This is a genomic window from Dactylosporangium sp. NPDC006015, assembly GCF_040614215.1.
Classification (GTDB): Bacteria; Actinomycetota; Actinomycetes; order Mycobacteriales; family Micromonosporaceae; genus Dactylosporangium; species Dactylosporangium maewongense.
The window spans coordinates 67,269-85,534 of sequence record NZ_JBEXUD010000034.1 but is presented as its reverse complement, the minus strand read 5'-3'; the positions used below and the strand labels follow the sequence as shown (position 1 = coordinate 85,534).

Annotated in this window: 14 protein-coding genes and 1 pseudogene; 11 read left to right on the top strand and 4 right to left on the bottom strand. The window is 74.1% G+C overall.

Going from position 1 to position 18,266, the window contains the following annotated elements; translation table 11 throughout:
• The first annotated feature begins 35 nt into the window (after positions 1-35).
• From ABZ321_RS41180 to ABZ321_RS41160, 5 genes are all read left to right on the top strand, one after another.
• Positions 36-1,403, top strand: coding sequence for an O-antigen ligase family protein (locus tag ABZ321_RS41180; protein ID WP_354901110.1), 1,368 nt, complete (start codon positions 36-38; stop codon positions 1,401-1,403).
• Complete coding sequence (locus tag ABZ321_RS41175; RefSeq protein WP_344511432.1) at positions 1,400-1,846, top strand: hypothetical protein; 447 nt, start codon at positions 1,400-1,402, stop codon at positions 1,844-1,846. The genes ABZ321_RS41180 and ABZ321_RS41175 overlap by 4 nt, the downstream gene beginning before the upstream one ends.
• Before the next feature lie 140 nt (positions 1,847-1,986).
• Positions 1,987-4,086: an alpha-galactosidase gene (locus ABZ321_RS41170; RefSeq protein WP_354901108.1), complete on the top strand. Its 2,100-nt coding sequence runs from the start codon at positions 1,987-1,989 to the stop codon at positions 4,084-4,086.
• 114 nt (positions 4,087-4,200) lie between these two features.
• On the top strand, positions 4,201-6,498 hold the full coding sequence (locus tag ABZ321_RS41165; protein WP_354901106.1) for a bifunctional diguanylate cyclase/phosphodiesterase: 2,298 nt from the start codon (positions 4,201-4,203) through the stop codon (positions 6,496-6,498).
• A 69-nt stretch (positions 6,499-6,567) separates the two neighbouring features.
• Positions 6,568-8,217 (top strand): cellulose binding domain-containing protein, encoded by a 1,650-nt coding sequence (locus ABZ321_RS41160; RefSeq protein ID WP_354901104.1) that lies wholly within the window; start codon positions 6,568-6,570, stop codon positions 8,215-8,217.
• Here the strand turns inward: ABZ321_RS41160 and ABZ321_RS41155 are convergent.
• Positions 8,189-8,809 (bottom strand): LuxR C-terminal-related transcriptional regulator, encoded by a 621-nt coding sequence (locus ABZ321_RS41155; RefSeq protein ID WP_354901102.1) that lies wholly within the window; start codon positions 8,807-8,809, stop codon positions 8,189-8,191. The genes ABZ321_RS41160 and ABZ321_RS41155 overlap by 29 nt on opposite strands.
• A 130-nt stretch (positions 8,810-8,939) precedes the next feature.
• Positions 8,940-9,536: a response regulator transcription factor gene (locus ABZ321_RS41150; RefSeq protein ID WP_354901100.1), complete on the bottom strand. Its 597-nt coding sequence runs from the start codon at positions 9,534-9,536 to the stop codon at positions 8,940-8,942.
• Between the two features lie 182 nt (positions 9,537-9,718).
• Between ABZ321_RS41150 and ABZ321_RS41145 the strand changes: the two are divergent.
• The 4 genes and pseudogenes from ABZ321_RS41145 to ABZ321_RS41130 all read left to right on the top strand — a co-directional run.
• Positions 9,719-11,551: pseudogene (locus tag ABZ321_RS41145) on the top strand (cellulase family glycosylhydrolase); the annotation flags it as partial.
• Positions 11,546-12,034 (top strand): cellulose binding domain-containing protein, encoded by a 489-nt coding sequence (locus ABZ321_RS41140; protein ID WP_354901149.1) that lies wholly within the window; start codon positions 11,546-11,548, stop codon positions 12,032-12,034. The pseudogene ABZ321_RS41145 and the gene ABZ321_RS41140, both read left to right, overlap by 6 nt.
• A gap of 133 nt (positions 12,035-12,167) precedes the next feature.
• A complete protein-coding gene (locus ABZ321_RS41135) occupies positions 12,168-12,812 on the top strand; it encodes a fasciclin domain-containing protein (protein WP_344511444.1) in 645 nt (214 codons plus the stop codon).
• 6 nt (positions 12,813-12,818) lie between these two features.
• Positions 12,819-14,333 (top strand): molybdopterin-dependent oxidoreductase, encoded by a 1,515-nt coding sequence (locus ABZ321_RS41130; RefSeq protein WP_354901098.1) that lies wholly within the window; start codon positions 12,819-12,821, stop codon positions 14,331-14,333.
• Here ABZ321_RS41130 and ricT read toward each other — a convergent pair.
• Complete coding sequence (gene ricT, locus ABZ321_RS41125) at positions 14,327-15,160, bottom strand: regulatory iron-sulfur-containing complex subunit RicT (RefSeq protein ID WP_344511448.1); 834 nt, start codon at positions 15,158-15,160, stop codon at positions 14,327-14,329. The two genes, ABZ321_RS41130 and ricT, sit on opposite strands and share 7 nt — an antisense overlap.
• 237 nt (positions 15,161-15,397) lie before the next feature.
• Here ricT and ABZ321_RS41120 point away from each other — a divergent pair, with 237 nt between their 5' ends.
• Positions 15,398-16,978 carry a hypothetical protein gene (locus ABZ321_RS41120; RefSeq protein ID WP_354901096.1) on the top strand — a complete coding sequence of 527 codons (1,581 nt, stop codon included), beginning with the start codon at positions 15,398-15,400 and terminating at the stop codon, positions 16,976-16,978.
• 438 nt (positions 16,979-17,416) lie between these two features.
• Here the strand turns inward: ABZ321_RS41120 and ABZ321_RS41115 are convergent, their stop codons facing one another.
• Positions 17,417-17,659 carry a hypothetical protein gene (locus ABZ321_RS41115; protein WP_354901094.1) on the bottom strand — a complete coding sequence of 81 codons (243 nt, stop codon included), beginning with the start codon at positions 17,657-17,659 and terminating at the stop codon, positions 17,417-17,419.
• A 205-nt stretch (positions 17,660-17,864) separates the two neighbouring features.
• On the opposite strand from ABZ321_RS41115, the gene ABZ321_RS41110 reads away from it, so the two are divergent.
• The gene (locus tag ABZ321_RS41110) at positions 17,865-18,254 is read left to right on the top strand and encodes a winged helix-turn-helix domain-containing protein (RefSeq protein WP_344511454.1); all 390 of its coding nucleotides are present in this window, start codon (positions 17,865-17,867) and stop codon (positions 18,252-18,254) included.
• The last annotated feature ends 12 nt before the right edge of the window (positions 18,255-18,266 follow it).

Here is an 18,266-nt window from a genome sequence, read left to right as displayed (position 1 = left end):
CGCCACGGGCACCCTGACGGGGAAGGGTGGTGCTGGTGGAAACGCTTGTGCACAAACAGGATCCGGTCCTGTCTCACATCGCTCTGGTCGCCGCGGCGACCGCCGGCGTCGTCGCTCAGGGTGGCTTCTACCTGCCGGGCAGGACGCTGGTGACCGTGCTGGCCATGGTCGCGTTCGGCCTCGCGCTGCACGCCCGGCGGGACCTGCTCACGGGGCTCGTCGCGATCCTCGGCACCGCCGGTGCCGTCGTCGCGTGGGCGCTGCTGCGGGGCGTCATGAGCGGCGGGCTGCCGGTCGTGGCCGCGGTCGCGGCGAGCCTGGCCACGCTCGTCGCGGCGCTCGCGGCGGTGCGCCTGACCGGCCCGGCCGCCCGGCAGTGGCTCATGTCGGGCCTGGTCGGGCTCGGCACGCTGGTCGCGGTGACCGGCTGGGCCGGCGTCGCGTGGCGGCTGGAGCGCTGGTCGGTGCTGGTCGAGTCGACGATGTGGCGCGCCGCGTCCACGCTGACCTACTCCAACGCCGCGGCGGCGGTCCTCGCGGCCGCCGCGCTGCTGGCGCTGGCGCTGGCGGTCGACGATCCAAACGTCTGGTGGCGGCCCTGCGCCGTCTATCTCACGCAGGTGGGGCTGGCCGCGACGCTGAGCCGGGCGGGTGCGCTCGCGTTCGCCGCCGGGCTGGTCGTGCTCGCCGCCGCCTCCGGTGTACGAACCGTGCTCCGGCACGCCGTCCCGGCCCTGCTGGGCGCGGGGGTGGCCCTGGCGGCGCTCATCCCGTCGTTCCCAGCGGACGCGTCGCCGCGGCCGCTGCTCGCGGTCGGCGGCCTGGTCGCCGGCGCCGTCGTGGCGCTGGTCCTGCCGCGGCTGCCCGCCTTCGTGCTGCTGGGCGCCGGCGCGGTGCTGGCGGTCGCGGCGCTGCTGGGCCTGCGGCACGTGGCGGGGCTCGACGCGCTGCTCGCCCGGCGGGCGACCCTCGCCTCCCGCGGGCGGTCCGGGGCCACGTCCTCGGCGCTGGACCTGGTCGCCGCCCACCCGCTGGCCGGCAGCGGCCCGGGGCAGGGGCGATACTTCTGGATCGACCACACCGGCCAGCTGGTCGTGAGCCGGTGGGTCCACAACGAATACCTGCAGTGGCTCGTCGACCTGGGCGCGATCGGCCTCGTGCTGCTGCTCGCGTTCGTCGCGGCCCTGATCCTGCACGTCCGCGCCGGCAGGCGTGCCGGCGTGCCCATCCCGCTGTGGGCCGGGGCGGTCGCCGCCATCGCCGCGCTCGCGCTGCACAGCGCCTTTGACTTCCTGTGGGAGCTGGCGGTCGTCCCGCTGCTCGTCGGTGTCCTGGTGGGCATCGCGGGTCCCTCCCACGGCGAAGAGTCCGTACCACCACCCAACGGGGAGGAAACATCATGAAGGTCACCAAGTCCAAGCTCGGCGTCGCCGCGCTCGCGGTCGGCGGGGTGCTCGCGTTCGCCGTCCCGGCCGGCGCGGCCGTCAACCTCCAGTCCGAGTCGCCGGGCCACGGCACGGTGAAGATCGCCAAGCAGGCCCAGCTGAAGGCGAATGGCGCGGCCACCGTCGTGACCCTGAACGTCAGCTGCCCGGCCGGCTGGCTCTTCACCGGTTACGTCAGCGTCACCCAGGCCGTCGGCAACATCACCACCGGTGGCTCGAACCGCACGTCCGAGATCACCTGCACCGGCTACACCCAGAAGGTCAAGGTCCCGGTGACGGCCTCGCCGGCACCGTTCAAGGTGGGCGACGCGTACGCCCTCGGCGAGATCCAGGTCCACAGCCCCGGCTACCAGTACTTCTACGCCAACACGGGCCGCGAGATCGTCAACGTCCAGTCCTGATACAGGGGGCGCGCCGGCTTCCGGGCCGGCGCGCCCGCGCTTCCCGGCGGTGGTCGGGCCGGGAGGCGCCACACGACGGGGGTGTCGAGCAGGGACGTAACGGGGGACCTGCTCGACACCCCGCGGTCGATGATGGAGGGGTGACAGCGTTGCTGATCCACCTGCAGGCCGCGGGCACGAGCCTGGTGCTGGACGCCCGCGGCCCGCGGCCGCCCGCGATCCTGCACTGGGGCGCCGCGCTGGGCGACCTGGCCGACGCCGACCTGGCGGCGCTGGCCGGCGCGGCGGTCCCCGCGGTGCCACCCAGCTCCCTGGACGAGCCCCTGCGGCTGTCGACGCTGCCAGCGCTGGCGGAGGGCTGGACGGGCCGCCCGGCCGTGCGCGGCTCCTGGGCGGCGGGCCCGGCCCGCCCCGCGTGGCGGCTCGCCGGCGTCGAACGCCCCTCTTCCGGCGCCGTCGTGGCGGACCTGCGCTCGGCCGACGGGCTGCTCCAGGTCGCCGGCGAGGTCTCGCTGTCGCCGCAGGGCGTACTGAGGATGCGGCACACCCTGACGAACCACGGCACCGGCCCGTTCCTGCTCGACGCGCTCGACGTCGTGCTGCCGGTGCCCGCGCGGGCCGCGGAGATCCTCGACTTCAGCGGCGTGTGGGCCTACGAGCGGCGACCGCAGCGGGCCCCTCTGCGCGACGGCGCCTGGAGCCGCGAGACCCGGCACGGCCGCCCCGGGCACGACGACCCGTTCCTCATGATGCTCGGCGTCCCCGGCTTCGACTTCCGCGCCGGCGAGGTCTGGGCCGTGCACCTCGCGTGGAGCGGCGACAAGCGGCTGTGGGCCGAGCGGCAGCCGCTGGGCCGCTCGGTGCTCGGCGCGGGCGAGCTGCTCGACCCCGGCGAGATCCTGCTCCCGCCCGGCGGGTCCTACACCTCGCCGTGGACGGTGGCGGCCTGGTCGGCGACCGGGATCGACGGCCTCTCCGAGCGCCTGCACGGCTGGGTCCGCGCACGCCGGGGCCCGGTCCCGCCGCGTCCGGTGGTGCTGAACACCTGGGAGGCGGTCTACTTCGACCAGAGCATGGAGCGCCTGCGGGGCCTCGTCGACGCGGCGGCGGACGCGGGCGTCGAGCGCTTCGTCCTCGACGACGGCTGGTTCACCGGGCGGACCGACGACCGGCGGGCGCTGGGGGACTGGACCGTCGACGCGGCCCGCTGGCCGCACGGGCTGCACCCGCTCGTGGCGGCGGTGCACGCCCGCGGCATGGACTTCGGGCTGTGGGTCGAGCCGGAGATGGTCTCCCCGGACTCGGACCTCGCGCGGGCCCACCCGGACTGGCTGCTCGGCCCGCCCGGCGCGGCGACCTGGCGGCACCAGCGGGTCCTCGACCTGTCGTCCGGCGCCTACGAGCACGTCCTGGAGGGCCTCACCGCGCTGCTGCGGGAATACCCGATCGCCTACCTGAAGTGGGACCACAACCGGGACCTGCTGCAGGAAGGCGCCGCGCACCGGCAGACCACCGCGCTCTACCGCCTGCTGGCCGAGCTGCGCGGGCGGTTCCCGCACGTCGAGGTGGAGAGCTGCGCGTCCGGCGGCGCCCGCGTCGACCTCGGCGTGCTCGACCTCGTCGACCGGTTCTGGACCTCCGACAGCAACGACCCCCTCGAGCGGCAGCGCATCCAGCGCTGGACCGGCGTCCTCGTGCCGCCGGAGCACCTCGGCTCGCACGTCGGCGCGCCAGCGGCGCACGTCACGGGGCGCACCAGCGACCTGAGCCTCCGGCTCGCCACCGCGCTGTTCGGCCACGCCGGCATCGAGTGGGACCTCACCACCGCGTCGGGGGAGCAGCGGCTGGAGGTCGCCGAGTGGGTGCGCTGCTACCGGCGGCTCCGGCCGCTGCTGCACACCGGGACGGTGGTCCGCTCCGGCGGCGACGACCCCGACCGGCTCGTGCACGGCGTGGTCGCGGCCGATCGCGGCGCCGCCGTGTACGCCCTGGTGACCCTGCGGGCCTCCGGCGCCGCGATCCCGCCCCCGGTCCGGTTCGCGGGGCTCGACCCGGACCGCCGGTACACCGTGCGGCCGCTACCCCTCGGCGGCCCGCCCAGGACCGTGCAGGACCGGCCGCCCGCTTGGCTGCTCGACGGCGGGATCACCCTGCCGGGCCGGCTGCTGGCGGAGGTGGGCCTGCCGGCGCCGCTGCTGGCCCCGCAGCAGGCGGTCGTGTTCGAGGTGGTCGCCGCCTGAGGTCGGGACCGGTCCTGAGCGGCAGCCGCGACGAGCGGGCCGTTTGGCTCAGCCGCGGCCCTCCGCCGCCGAATGGGTGGTTGACGACGGTGTCGGGCGGAGGTTGCCAGGGCGGTGGGAGCGGACCGGCGGACGCGGCGCTGGGCGGCCGTGCTCTGGGTGCTCGGCGGCCTGTACGCGCTCACCGTCGCCGGCATCGTCGCCACGCTCGGCCGTGGCGGCGTCCCGGCCGACGTGCCCGCGGGCGCCGGCATCCTCGTGTCCGGCGCGACCGGCCTGGTCTGCGCCGTGTGCGCGGCCCGCCACGACTGGCTCGACCGGCGGACCCGGCGCGCCTGGCGCTTGATGGCCTTCGGCTACGGGCTCGCGCTCGGCGTGCCGGTCGTCGCCACCGTCACCGACACGGGGCCCTTCCCGTCGCCCGGCGACGCGGCGCACCTGGCGTTCGTGCTGGTGCTGCTGTTCGCGGTGCGGGCGTTCCCGTTGCTCCCGGAGACCCGCGGCGAGCGCCACAAACACGTCCTCGACGCGGCCATCGTCGTCGCCGGCGCCGCCACGACGATGTGGTACTTCGTGGTCGGGCCGTACATCGCGGCGAAGGGCGCCTCGACCGGCACGGTCGTCGCCGCGGCCGCCCGCCCCGCGGCCGACCTCGCCCTGCTGTCCGGGCTCGTCATGGTGCTCCTGCGCGGCGCCGACCCGACGTCGCGCCGCCCGCTGGGCATCGTGGCCGCCGGGATGCTCGTGTACACCGTGGGCGACGGCCACCTCGGCCACCTGCGGGCCCACGCCGACCAGGTCGGGCGCACCTCCTGGCAGCTCGCCTGCTGGAGCACGACCCTGTTCCTGCTGGCGGCCGCCGCCGTCGAGCAGAACCGCCGGGCGACCCGGCGGTCCGTCGATCGCGGCGCGGCGCGGCCCGGCAGGACGCGGCTGCTGCCGTACGCCGGGATCGGCGTCGGCTACGCGCTGCTGGTGCTCGCCGCGGTCCGGCAGGGGCAGGCGCACCCGTGGGCCGGGCTCGTCGCCGGCGCGGCCGGCATCACCGGGCTGGTCATGCTGCGCCAGGCGCTCGTGCAGCAGGAGAGCCGCGAGATGGCGGTCACCGACGGGCTCACCGGGCTGGCGAACCGGTCCCGCGTCCACGAGGTCCTCGGCCGCGCCCTCGCCCGCGGCGGGCGGACGGGCGGGAGCACCGCCGTGCTGCTGCTCGACCTGAACGGCTTCAAGCAGGTCAACGACGCCCTCGGGCACGAGGCGGGCGACCGGCTGCTGGTCGAGTTCGGCGAGATGATGCGCCGCAGCGTGCTCGGCGGCGACCTGGTCGGCCGGCTCGGCGGCGACGAGTTCGCCGCGGTGCTGCACGACATCGGCCGGGTCGACCACGCCGTCGCCGTCGCCAGGCGGATCGCGGCCGCGACGGAGCAGCCGATCCCGTTCGGCGACCAGACGCTGCGCGCGTCGGCGAGCATCGGCGTCGCCGTCGGCGGGCCCGGCGAGTGCACGGCCGACGAGCTGCTGCACCGCGCCGACCTCGCCATGCACCAGGCGAAGCGACGGGATGACGGCACCCGCTGGCAGTGCTGGGACCGCAGCCTGACCGACGAGGCCGAGCTGTCGCTGGAGCACGAGCTGCGCGGCGCGATCGCCGGTGGCCAGCTGCGGCTGCTGTACCAGCCGATCGTCGCCCTCCCGCACCGCGAGATCGCCGGCGTGGAGGCGCTCGTCCGCTGGGAGCACCCCAGGCACGGGCTGCTCGTCCCGGAGAGGTTCGTGCCGCTCGCCGAGCGCGCCGGCGTGATCGAGGACCTGGGCCGCTGGGTGCTGGAGCAGGCCTGCGCGCAGGCGAAGGCGTGGCAGCGGCGGGTGCCGTCGCTCCAGCTCAACGTCAACATCTCGCCCCGTCAGCTGGACAACCAGGGCTTCACCGGCGAGGTGCTGGAGATCCTCGACCGGGCCGGGTTCTTCCCCGGTCACCTGGTGCTGGAGGTGCCTGAGAGCGCGGTCGTCGGCGGCGCCGCCGACGGTGCCGGGCACACCGCCGAGGCCGACCCGATCGCGCAGCTGGAGGCGCTGACCACGGCCGGGATCCGGGTCGCGCTGGACGACTTCGGCACCGGGTACTCGTCGCTGCGCTACCTGACCCGCCTGCCGGTCGACGCGCTCAAGCTCGACAGCTGCTTCGTCGCCGAGCTCGACGGCACGTCGAAGGGCTCCGCGGTCGCGCAGGCGGTGCTGCGGCTCGGGCAGATGCTGCACCTGGACACCGTCGCCGAGGGCGTCGAGGGCGAGGCCCAGGCGCGCGAGCTGACCCTGCTGGGCTGCGAGAAGGCCCAGGGCATCTACTTCTCCGGCCCCGTCCCCGCCGCCGACCTGGAGCGCCAGCTGCCGGCGGCCGCGTCGCCCCGGTGACAGCGCTCCCACGGGACAGTAGCGGGTTGCCGCGCTGCGAGTGATACTCGTCGCACCATGCGTGACTCAGTGCGTCTTCGTGCGGCCGTCGCACTCCTCACCGCCACGGGAGCGGTCGTGCTCGGGGTGGCCGGCGCCCTCCCCGGAGGGCTCGCGACGCTTCCCCTGGCGGTGGCCGCGGCCGTCGGGGGCACCCTGCTCGGCCTCGCCGCCGCGGCGATCTGGCTGCCGGCGGCGGTCCTGCTGCTGTGGCTGCTTCCGGGTTCGGGCTCCGGCGACGGTACGGGCGCCGCGGCCGCCGCGCCGGAGCCGCACCCGGTCGTCGCCGTCGCGGCCGTCGCCGCCGCCGGGCTGCTGCCGGTGCTCGCCATGCGGGTGCGGCGGGCGTGGGCGGCGCACGGCGAGCGGATGCGGATCGAGGCCCGGGCCGCCGCCGCGGCCGCCGAGCGCGCCCGGCTCGCCCGGGAGATGCACGACTCGCTGAGCAAGACGCTCGACGCGATCGCCCTCGGCGCGGCCGCGCTGCCGGGCACGCTCGCCGAGCCCGACCGGGCCAGCCGGCTGGCGGCGACGCTGCGCGACGGATCGCTCGACGCGGCCCGCGACGCCCGGGTGCTCATCGACGAGCTGCGGTCCAACCCGGCCGACGCGCCGCTGTCCGACGTCGTCGCCGCGATCGGGCGGGAGTGGTCGGTGACCAGCGGCGTCGGCGTGATCCTGCACAACGCCGACGTCGACGCCGCCCCCGAGGTCGGCATCGAGCTGTGCTGGATCCTGCGTGAGGCCCTGCGCAACGTGGCCGCGCACGCGGGGGCGGAGCTGGTCGCGGTGACGCTGAACCGGGCCGGCGGCGAGGTGACCCTCGAGGTCCGCGACGACGGCGCCGGCTTCGCCGTGCCCGACGACCTGAGCCTGCTGCAGCGGGCGGGCAGCCACGGCCTCGTCGGCATGCAGGAGCGGGCCCGGCTGTGCGGCGGGACGCTGACCGTGTGGTCCCGGCCCGGCGGCGGCAGCCGGGTCACCGCGGTCGTCCCCGCCGAGCCCGCGACGCCCGCGTCACCGCCGTCGCGCCGGCTGCGGCTGCTCATCGGCGCCGCCGCGGTGGCCCTGCCGGTGGCGCTGATCCTGCCGTTCACCGGGGTGCCGCCGTTCGGCGAAGCCGCGGACCCGCCCGGTGAGCGCGTAGCCGGGGCGTCCACCGGCGCCCTGCCCGCGGGTGACGGGCCGTCCGTCCCGGGTGGACAGACGCCCACCGGGCCGGGCGGTGTGCCGTCCGGGTCGCCGGCGGGGGCGTCGCCGGGCGCCGCACCGGCCGTCACGAAGTCGCCGAAGGCCTCGCCGGGCGGCGCCTCCGGCCAGCCGTCACCGCCGGTCGCCGGACCGCCCACCGGGACCGACGCCGCGAACGCCTGCACGGTGCGGTATTCGAAACGCAACGAGTGGAACCCGGGCTTCGTCGCCGACGTGGTCCTTACCAACACCGGCACGCGGACGATCGACGGCTGGTCGCTGCGGTTCCAGTTCTCGTCGGGTCAGCAGCTGATCAGCTACTGGGGCGCGATCGCCACCCAGACGGGCCCGGCGGTCGTGGTCGAGGACGGCGGGGTCAAGCCGACCGTGCCCGCGGGCGGCACCGTCACGTTCGGGCTGCAGGGCACCTGGCAGGGGGCCAACCCGGCGCCGACCGTCTTCACCCTGAACGGCGTTCGGTGCGGCTGAGCCACTGCACGATCGCCTCGGTGCGGTTGTTGACGCGCAGCTTCAGGTAGATCTGGCTGACCCGGTTGCGGACCGTCTTCTCGGCCAGGTCGAGGCGCGTGGCGATGGCCGCGTTGGGCTCGCCGGCCGCGATCAGCTCCATGATCTCGTGCTCGCGGCGGGTCAGCGGCTGGTGCAGCAGCGCCGGCACCCGGTCGGCGGTGCGGTGCTGCACGTGATCGACCACGATGGACAGTGGCACCGGCGAGAGCCGGCTGTGCCCGTCGGCGGTCGCGCGGGCCGCGTCGAGCAGGTCCGCCCGGGTGTACTGGCCCTCGACCAGCAGGCTGCGCGCGCCGGCCCGCAGCATCGGCACCACGTCGCCGGGCACCACCGCGAAGGCGACGACCAGCACCGGCGGGCGCGGCGGCGGCAGCGTGGCGAGCGCGGTCAGCTCGCGGATCGGCGCGTGCGTGTGCAGCACGACGAGATCGGCGTCGATCCGCCCGCCGTTGAGCACGTGCAGCAGCGGGCGCACGTCCAGTGCGCCGGCGCACGGGCGCAGCAGCTCGGCGAGGCTGTTACCGGTGGAGCTGATGACCAGGACCCGCATGCCCGTCACGACACCACGCGCGCGGCGTGTTGGCAACGTTTCCCGAAACTCCCGCTGGGTGCGTTTCCGCATCTCAGGAGCGATTCGCGGGGATCGCACCCAGCGGATTTGGGTGCTCGTCCCCCGAAAGTCAGGTGTCCCAACGCCTGATGGCGCCCGCCCGGCTGGTGACGCCGAGCTTGGCGAAGATGCGGTTCACATGGTTCTCGACCGTCTTCGATGAAAGGACCAGGGTCGCGGCGATGTCCCCATTGGACAGTCCGCGGGCGATCAGATCCATCACCTCCGCTTCGCGCTGCGACAGCCCGTGCCGCGGCGGCGCCTGACGCACGGCGGCGACCAGGACCCGCGCGGCGCTCGGCGACAGGTGCGACTCGCCGCCCGCGACGGCCCGGACCGCGTGCAGCAGCTCCGCCGGGCCGAACTGCCCGTGCACCAGGAACCCGATCGCGCCGGAGCGCACGGCGTCCAGCACCGTGCGGTCGTCGGCGCTGCGGGTCAGCATCAGCACCCGGCTGTGCGTGCTGATCGCCCCGACGACCGACAGCCCGTCGCGGACCGGCATGCGGTGGTCGAGCAGCGTCACGTCGGGCCGGTGCCGGCGGGCCAGCTCGAGCGCCTCGGCACCGTTGGCCGCCTCCGCGACGACCGCGATGTCACCGGTGAGCATCTCCCTGACGACCGCCCTGACCACGCTGTTGTCGTCGGCGATGAGGACAGTGGTCAATGCCGGGACCTCCTTGCGCGGGTCCCGGCGTGCCGCGGGACAAGCGTGCCAACGATGTTCGCCATTGTTTCGCGACGGTGTCGACATGCTTACGCTACCCGTCACCGGGAGCGCTCCCACGCGCCGCCACGCTGGGGGCGCCCCGGTTTTGTTCTGGACCGCCATCTGGAAGGAACGTCAGCATGCGCCTCCATCGCAGGTTGCTGGCCGCCGCCGCGGCCGCGCTGCTCGTCCCGCTCGCGCCGTTCGTGTCGTCGAGCCCCGCCACCGCCGCCGACACCGCGGACTGGCTGCACACCGCCGGCAACAAGATCGTCGACAGCCAGGGCAACGAGGTCTGGCTGACCGGCACCAACTGGTTCGGCTTCAACGCCACCGAGCGCGTCTTCCACGGCCTGTGGAGCGGCAACATCACCGAGATCACCAAGTCGATGGCCGACCGCGGCATCAACATCGTCCGGGTGCCGATCTCGACCCAGCTGCTGCTGGAGTGGAAGGCCGGCCAGGCCGCCGTGCCCAGCGGCGTCAACACCTACGCCAACCCCGAGCTGCTCGGCAAGACCACGCTGCAGGTCTTCGACTACTTCCTGCAGCTGTGCAAGCAGAACGGCATCAAGGTGATGCTGGACGTGCACTCCGCCGAGGCCGACAACTCCGGCCACATCTACCCGGTGTGGTGGAAGGGCTCGATCACGCCCGAGCTGTTCTACCAGGGCTGGGAGTGGGTGATCGACCGGTACAAGAACGACGACACCCTGGTCGCGGCCGACATCAAGAACGAGCCGCACGGCAAGTGGTCGGAGTCGCCGCGGGCGAAGTGGGACAACTCCACCGACCAGGACAACTTCAAGAACACCTGCCAGGTCGCCGGCAACCGGATCCTCGCGAAGAACCCCAACATGCTCATCCTCTGCGAGGGCATCGAGATCTTCCCGAAGAACGGCACCAACTGGTCCTCCACCGCCGAGGCCGACTACTACGGCAACTGGTGGGGCGGCAACCTGCGCGGCGTCAAGAACTACCCGGTCAACCTGGGCAACCACATCGTCTACTCGCCGCACGACTACGGCCCGCTGGTCTACGAGCAGCCGTGGTTCCAGAAGCCGTTCGACAAGGCGTCGCTGACCACCGACGTGTGGCAGCCGAACTGGCTCTACATCCACACCGAGAACACCGCGCCGCTGCTCGTCGGCGAGTGGGGCGGCCGGCTCGGCCAGGACGCCCGCCAGGACAAGTGGATGTACGCCCTGCGCGACACCATCATCGAGAAGCGCATCAGCCAGACCTTCTGGGTGCTCAACCCCAACTCCGGCGACACCGGCGGCCTGCTGCTGGACGACTGGAAGACGTGGGACGAGGCCAAGTACGCGATGCTGAAGCCCGCGTTGTGGCAGTACCAGAACAAGTTCGTCGGCCTCGACCACGACGTCAAGCTCGGCGCCAACGGCATGAGCCTCAACGACCGCTACGGCGGCGTCTCCGACACCGTCGCGCCGTCGGTGCCCGCCGGGCTCACCGTCGCCGGCACCACCGGCACGAGCGTCTCGCTGACCTGGACCGCGTCCACCGACAACAGCGGCACCGTCGCCGGATACGACATCTACCGCGGCGCCACCAAGGTCGGCACCTCGGCCACCGCGTCCTTCACGGACACCGGCCTGACGCCGAGCACCACGTACAGCTACACCGTGCGGGCCTTCGACGCGGCCGGCAACGTGTCCGCGGCGTCGGCCGCCCGCACCGCCACCACGTCGAGCACGCCGGTCGACACCACCCCGCCGTCGGTGCCGGGCGGGCTCGCGGTCACCGGCACGACCACGTCGAGCGTCTCGCTCTCGTGGACCGCGTCGACCGACAACAGCGGCTCCGTCGCGGGCTACGACGTGCTGCGGGGTGGGGTGAAGGTCGGCACCGCCACCGGCACGACCTATGTGGACACCGGCCTGGCCGCCAACACCGCCTACAGCTACACGGTGCGGGCGTTCGACGCGGCCGGCAACGCGTCCGCGGTGTCCGCCGCGGTCACCGGCAAGACCGCCGCCAACCCGACCGGGGTGGTGCGGGTGCAGTACCGCAACAACAGCGTTCCGACCAACGACCAGGAGATCAAGCCCGGCCTCCAGGTCGTCAACGGCGGCACCGCGCCGCTCGCGCTGAACACCGTCGCGGTCCGCTACTACTTCACCCGCGACGGCGGCAGCTACGCCATCTGGTGCGACTGGGCCGCCGTCGGCTGCGGCAACCTCGCGACCCGGGTCGTGAACCTGCCGTCGGCGGTCAACGGCGCCGACGCGTACATCGAGGTCACCTTCACCGGTGGCAGCGTGGCGCCCGGCGGCAACAGCGGCGAGATCCAGCTGCGGGTCAGCCGCACCGACTGGCAGCCGGTCAACGAGGCCAACGACTACAGCCGCGGGGCGGGCACGTCCTTCGCGGACGCGGCCACCGTGCCGGCGTTCATAGGCGGCGCCCTCGCCTGGGGTGTCCTGCCGGCCTGACACGTCGAGGTCAGCGGGCGGGTGGCGCGGGTTCCGCGTCACCCGCCCGTGGTTTTTGCAAAAGACACCAATCCGATCGGCCGGGGCGCTCCGAAGACATGGTGTACATCCGCTTACGAAGGGAAATATCACCATGCGCGCCTCCAAGCTCGTCGCCGTCGCCGCGGCGGCCGTGTTCGCCCTGTCGGCCACCGCGGCCTGCGGCTCCTCGGACGACGGCAACGACACCGCCGCCCCCGCCGCCACCACCGGCGCCGCGACCACGATGGCGGCGCCGACCAGCGCCGCGCCCATGGCGGACGCGCCGTTCGGGGCCGGCTGCTCCGCGGTGCCGACCGACCCCGCCGATGCCGGCAGCTTCACCGCCATGGCGAAGGTCCCCGTCGGCACGGCCGCGGCCGGCAACCCGGTGCTGAAGACCCTCGTCACGGCGGCCAAGCAGGCCAACCTGGTCGACTCGCTCAACACCCTGCCCGCCGGGACGGTCTTCGCCCCGACCGACGCGGCGTTCGCGAAGATCCCGCAGGCCGACCTGGCCAAGGTGCTCGCCGACACCAAGACCCTCACGGGCATCCTCACCTACCACGTGGTGCCCGAGAAGCTCACGCCCGCGCAGCTCGCCGGCTCGCACAAGACCCTGCAGGGCACCGAGCTGACCGTCAGCGGCAGCGGCACCAGCTTCACCGTCAACGGCGCGTCGATGGTCGTCTGCGGCAACGTCCAGACCGCCAACGCCATCGTGTACATCGTCGACACCGTCCTCATGCCGAAGGCCTGACCGGCCATGCGGATCCGGGCCGCCCTCGCGGGCATCACGGCCGCGGCCGCGGGGATCGCCGCCGGCGAGCTGCTCGCCGCCCTGGCCGTCCCTGCCGCCGGTCCGGTCGCCGGCGTCGGGGGCGTGATCGTCGACGCCACGCCCACCGCGGTGAAGGAGTGGGCGGTGGGTACCTTCGGCACACACGACAAGCCGCTGCTGCTCACCGGGATCGCCGTGGTGCTGGCCGCCTTCGCCGCGCTGGTGGGCGTGCTCGGACTGCGCCGGCAGGCCTTCGGGCTCGCCGGCGCGGCGGTCCTCGGCCTGGCCGGTGCGGCCGCGGCGGCGAGCCGGCCGGCCGCCGGTCCGCTGGACGGCCTGCCGTCGCTGCTCGGCGGCGTGGTCGCGGCGGCCGCGCTGGTCCTGCTGCTGCGCCCCCTCGACCGGAGCGGTGGCATCGATGCCGGCGGGTCCGCTCGGCCGATGGGCCGGCGCCGCTTCCTCACCACCGCCGGGCTGGTCGCCGCCGGGGCCGCCGTCGCCGGGGGCGGGGCCGCCCTGGTGCGCGCCGCCGGTCGCGGCGCCGCCGAGCGCAGCCGGGACGCGATCCGGCTCCCCGCGCCTGTCTCACCGGCGCCGCCGCTGCCGGCCGGGTCCGGCGCCGGGTTCGTCACCGCCAACCGGGACTTCTACCGCGTCGACACCGCGCTCACCGTGCCCCGCGTCGACGTCGCCGGCTGGCGGCTGCGGGTCAGGGGCATGGTCGGCCGCCCGCTGGAGGTGACCTTCGACGACCTGCTCCGCCGCCCCCTGATCGAGCGGGACGTCACGCTGAACTGCGTCTCCAACGAGGTCGGCGGGCCGTACGTGGGGACGGCGCGCTGGCTCGGCGTACCCCTGGCGGACCTGCTGCGGGAGGCCCGGCCGGCGCCCGGCGCGGACCAGGTGGTGGCGCGGTCGGTGGACGGCATGACCATCGGGACGCCGCTGGCGGTCGTGCTCGACGGGCGCGACGCCATGCTCTGCGTCGGCATGAACGGCGAGCCCCTGCCCTTGGAGCACGGCTTCCCGGTGCGGATGCTCACGCCAGGCCTGTACGGCTACGCCGGCGCATGCAAGTGGCTGACGTCGATCGAGCTGACGACGTTCGAGGCGTACGACGCGTACTGGGTGGCGCGGGGCTGGGCGGCGCGGGGCCCGGTGAAGACGGCCTCACGGATCGACCGGCCGCTGCCCTTCACCCGCCTGGATCCGGCCGCCGGCCCGGTGCGCGTCGCCGGCGTGGCGTGGGCGCAGGGGCGCGGGATCGCCGCGGTCGAGGTGCAGGTGGACGACGGGCCGTGGCAGGCCGCGACGCTGCTGCCGGCGCCGACGGACGACACCTGGGTGCAGTGGCGCCTCGACTGGGCCGCGACGCCCGGCAGTCACCTGCTCCGGGTCCGGGCGACCGACAAGACAGGCGCCCTGCAGACACCCGACCGGGCCACGCCCTTCCCGTCCGGGGCGACCGGCTGGCACACCGTCACCGTGACGGTTCAGTAGCGCTCCTCGTACGCCTGGCGGGAGCCGCACACGGAGGCCCGGCTGCACGAGCAGCGGGACCCGTCGGCGTCCATCCGCACGGTGACGGAGTCGCGCGGCACACTGTGCCCGACGACCCGGCCCTCGCCCGACGGCGTGGACACCCGCGTGCCGACGGCCGGCGCGGTGGCCTGGAACTGCTGGTACAGCGGGTGCTCGTACTTGAGGCAGCACATCAGCCGCCCGCAGGCGCCGGAGATGCGCAGCGGATTGAGCGGCAGGTCCTGGTCCTTCGCCATCCGGATGGTGACCGGCTCGAAGTCGTTGAGGAACGTCGCGCAACACAGGTCGCGCCCACACGAGCCGATGCCACCCTGGACGCGGGCGGAGTCGCGGGCGGAGAGCTGGCGCAGCTCCACCCGGCAGTGCAGGGTGGCGCCCAGATCCCGCACCAGCGAACGGAAGTCCACCCGGTGGGGTGCGGTGAAGTAGATCGTGGTCCGCGCGCCCTGCCCGCCGGTGCTGTCCAGCACGTGGTCCACCGCGACGACCTTCATCGGCAGTTCGTGATCGCGGATCAGCTTCTTCGCGGCGACCTTCGCCTCGGCCTTGCGCTTGCGCAGCAGCTCGTCGCGGCGCAGGTCGGCGTCGGCGGCCATGGCGACCAGCCGGGGGAAGCCCTCGGTCTCCTCGCTGACCCACTGCGCGGCCCACACGCACTCCGCGACCTCGGGCCCGTCGTCGGTCGGGACCAGCACCCGGTCGCCCACCTCCGGGCGGAACTCGCCGGGGTCGAAGTAGAACAGCCGCCCGTAGCGATTGAAACTCACCGCGCACAGCATGCCCATGGGTGCACAGTAACGCGGCCCACTGTCAGTTCCATATGGCCTGCGGCTTTATCAGTCAAAAGTCCAGTTTGACTCTTTTGGTGTACCCCGTAGCTATTACAACTACTTCGTCGTTGCTAGTGCGGATGAGCCCGCTAAGTGGGCCGTAACTCCGGCCGGAAAGGGCTCGTTGGGGGCAGCAGTGGCACGCCCCCCGGCGAGCTACCCCCGTACTCCCGGTCTCGGAGGACCTCAAGCATGACGTCTCCTGTTGCTTCCGCACGCCCAAAAACAGCCCGGACCCTCGCCGCCCTCGCCGCAACGGCGATCGTCGGAGCGCTGAGCCCGGTCGCGTTCGCGGCGCCCGCGGCTGCGGCACCGGCCGACGCGGCCTGCCCAGAGGGCTTCGGTGCCACCGCCGCCAGCAACACCCTTGCCCTGGGCCGCGTCGACCTGCGCGCCGCCGGCCTGTCCGGCACGGTCCTTCCCGAGCTCCGCGTCGCCACCACCCACTCCGGCATCGCCGGCGGCACCCTGCGCGCCGCCGCCGACTCCCGCTACCTGCGCAGCAGCGGCGACCTGCCGGCGGGGGTGCTGGGGTCCAGGGCGTACCAGCAGGCGCCCCCGACCCACGACCAGCCCGACGTCGTGAACGTCGCCGGCGTCGACCTCGGCGCGCTGCGGCTCGGCACCGGCGGCCTGCGCGCGCAGGCGTCCTGGAAGAACGCCGGCCGCTGCACCAGCGCCGACGGCCCGCGGGCCGCCGGTGAGGCGAAGCTCGCCGGCATCACCGTCCTGCCGGGCCGTAACGGCCGCGCGCTGCTGCGCATCAACGCCGTCGAGAGCGCCACGGTCGCGGGCGTCGACTCCTCGGGCAGCCGCCCGGCCGCCTCCGCCACGGCCACCGGCGGCATCGCCGACTTCAAGCTGCTCGACAACGGCCCCTCCGCCATCGGTGTCCGGGTCGTCAGCCCGCCGACCCTGCGCGTCCTCGCCGGCGGCAAGAAGACGGTCGACTACACCGCCCCCGTCCTCGAGGTCACCATCCCCGGCCAGACCCCGGTCCGCGTCTCGTCCGCCGGGTCCCACGTCGACGTGGTCGTGCCCGTCGACGCCGCGAGCACCGAGGCCGCCATCGACCTCGCCCGCACCGAAGGCCTGCCGATCCTGTCCGGCATCCCGCTGCTCGACCTGCTGACCGGCATCACCTCCGCCGTCTCCGGCGTGGTCGGCGGCGCCACGGCCATCCTGCCCGGCGCCGACCTCAACAGCCTGCTCGGCGGCCTGCCCGGCCTCCCCGCCGTCGGTGGCCTGCTCGGCTCCTCCACGGCCGCCCCGGCCGCCGCCTCCACCGAGAGCACCGCCCCCTCGAAGCGCGGCGTGGTGGTCCTGCGGGTCGAGCTCGGCGTGGTCGAGAAGCAGTTCAGCTCCACCGGCGTCTACGCCAAGGCCGCCTCCGTCCGCGTCCAGCTGATCGCCCGCAACACCTGGAAGTCCAGCGGCGGCTACGGCCACGGCGACTCCGGCCCGGCCGACAAGACCGCCCTCGTCGACCTGGGCATCTGCACCCTCGAGGCGGCCGCCGCGGCCCCCAAGGCACCCGGCACCCCCACCAAGAGCCCCGGCGACGACTCCGACGGCGGCTACGGCCCCGGCGACGACGATGACGACGACGGTTACGGCGGCGGCGGTACTGGCGGCACCGGCGGCGGCGGTGGCCAGGCCGGCGGCGGCCTCCCGGTCACCGGCAACAACGTGGCCCTGATGCTCGGCGGCGGTGTCCTCCTCGTCGTGGGTGGCCGCCTCCTGCAGATCCTGGCGCGCCGCAGGGCCGCCTGAGACCCCTTCGCCGCCCGTGCAGCGCCGCCCGCCCTTCCCCGGCGAGCCCGCTGCCCGGGCGGCGCTGTCTGTGCTGTGCTGTGCTGTGCTTCCGCCCCACCGCTGTCGCGGCGGGTCCCGGCGGGGATTCTCACCCGCGCCCCAATGCTCGCTGCGCTCGCACCGCCGGCCACGCTGCGCTTACTGCGCGCCTTCGGCGCGGGGCGGCGGCTTCCGCGCCTGCGCGCCGCATCCGCCGCGCGTCCCCTGCCCTGCTCGCGTTCTTCTTCTTGTGATCGAAGTCGCGTGGTGGCTATCCGGGCGGCCGCTGCTGTCCTTGGATCACGGGCGGGCGGTCGGTGGACAGTGCTGGACCGTGACACCCAACGGTTGCTTCTGCAGCGGACTGGTGATCAGGGAGTTCTGGGGAACCAGTCCGGTGCACAGGCAACCGGTGAGTCAGGCGGCGAGGGGGGTCGGGGCGTGGACGCGGCGGAGTGCGGCGGCGAAGTCGGTGGCCGCGGTGGCGACGCGTTCGGCGCCCAGGATGGCCTGCTCCCAGGTGCCGCAGAGGCCGGAGCTGAACTCGATCTGCACGTCGCCGTCGTCGACCAGGAGGATCAGGTCGCCTTCGTCCTCGGTGAGGACGGCGCGGATGGCGCGCAGGTCGAGGGTGACGATGGGGAAGAGGTCGTCGTCCATGGCTGGCTCCGATTGGTCGGCTGCGCACATGAAGGTGGGGTACGGCGCCGCGCGGCTCGCAGCGTCGTGGTAACGGCGCCGCACCCCTGATCTGGTGGCACGGAACCGGACCGCCCAGCCCGGCCCCGCGCCTGACTCAGATAGTAGCCCAATGGCCATAAGGCCACAATATCTCCCGCCGATAGACCTTCATATGGTCGCGGTCATGATCTCCCGGAGTTCCGGCCTGGCTCTCTACCTGCAGGTCGCGGACGCGATCCGACAGAAGATCAACAGCGGTGAGATGGCTCCGGGGAGCCTGTTGCCCTCGGAGAAGTACCTTGCCGAGGAGTACGACGTCGGCCGCGACACGATTCGCGACGCCATGGCGTACCTGCGCGGCGAAGGGCTCGTGGAGAGCAAGCGGGGCTACCGCAGCCGCGTGCGGTCCAACGCGCCGCGGGAGCGGATCTGGCTGCACCAGGGCGAGGTCGTCTGGGCCCGCATGCCCACCCCGCAGGAGAAGAAGGAGCACGGCCTCGGCGACGGCGTGCCCGTCCTGGTCGTCGGCGACAAGTCGTTCCCGGCGGACCGCTTCGAGTTCGGGCGAGAGTAACGCGGCTAGCAC

Bases quoted from the DNA above. Each gene is read 5' to 3' on its own strand.
- ABZ321_RS41175 (WP_344511432.1), top strand. From the start codon at position 1,400: ATGAAGGTCACCAAGTCCAAGCTCGGCGTCGCCGCGCTCGCGGTCGGC.
- ABZ321_RS41155 (WP_354901102.1), bottom strand. From the start codon at position 8,809: ATGCGGGTCCTGGTCATCAGCTCCACCGGTAACAGCCTCGCCGAGCTG.
- ABZ321_RS41135 (WP_344511444.1), top strand. From the start codon at position 12,168: ATGCGCGCCTCCAAGCTCGTCGCCGTCGCCGCGGCGGCCGTGTTCGCC.
- ABZ321_RS41130 (WP_354901098.1), top strand. From the start codon at position 12,819: ATGCGGATCCGGGCCGCCCTCGCGGGCATCACGGCCGCGGCCGCGGGG.
- ricT (WP_344511448.1), bottom strand. From the start codon at position 15,160: ATGGGCATGCTGTGCGCGGTGAGTTTCAATCGCTACGGGCGGCTGTTC.
- ABZ321_RS41120 (WP_354901096.1), top strand. From the start codon at position 15,398: ATGACGTCTCCTGTTGCTTCCGCACGCCCAAAAACAGCCCGGACCCTC.
- ABZ321_RS41115 (WP_354901094.1), bottom strand. From the start codon at position 17,659: ATGGACGACGACCTCTTCCCCATCGTCACCCTCGACCTGCGCGCCATC.
- ABZ321_RS41110 (WP_344511454.1), top strand. From the start codon at position 17,865: ATGATCTCCCGGAGTTCCGGCCTGGCTCTCTACCTGCAGGTCGCGGAC.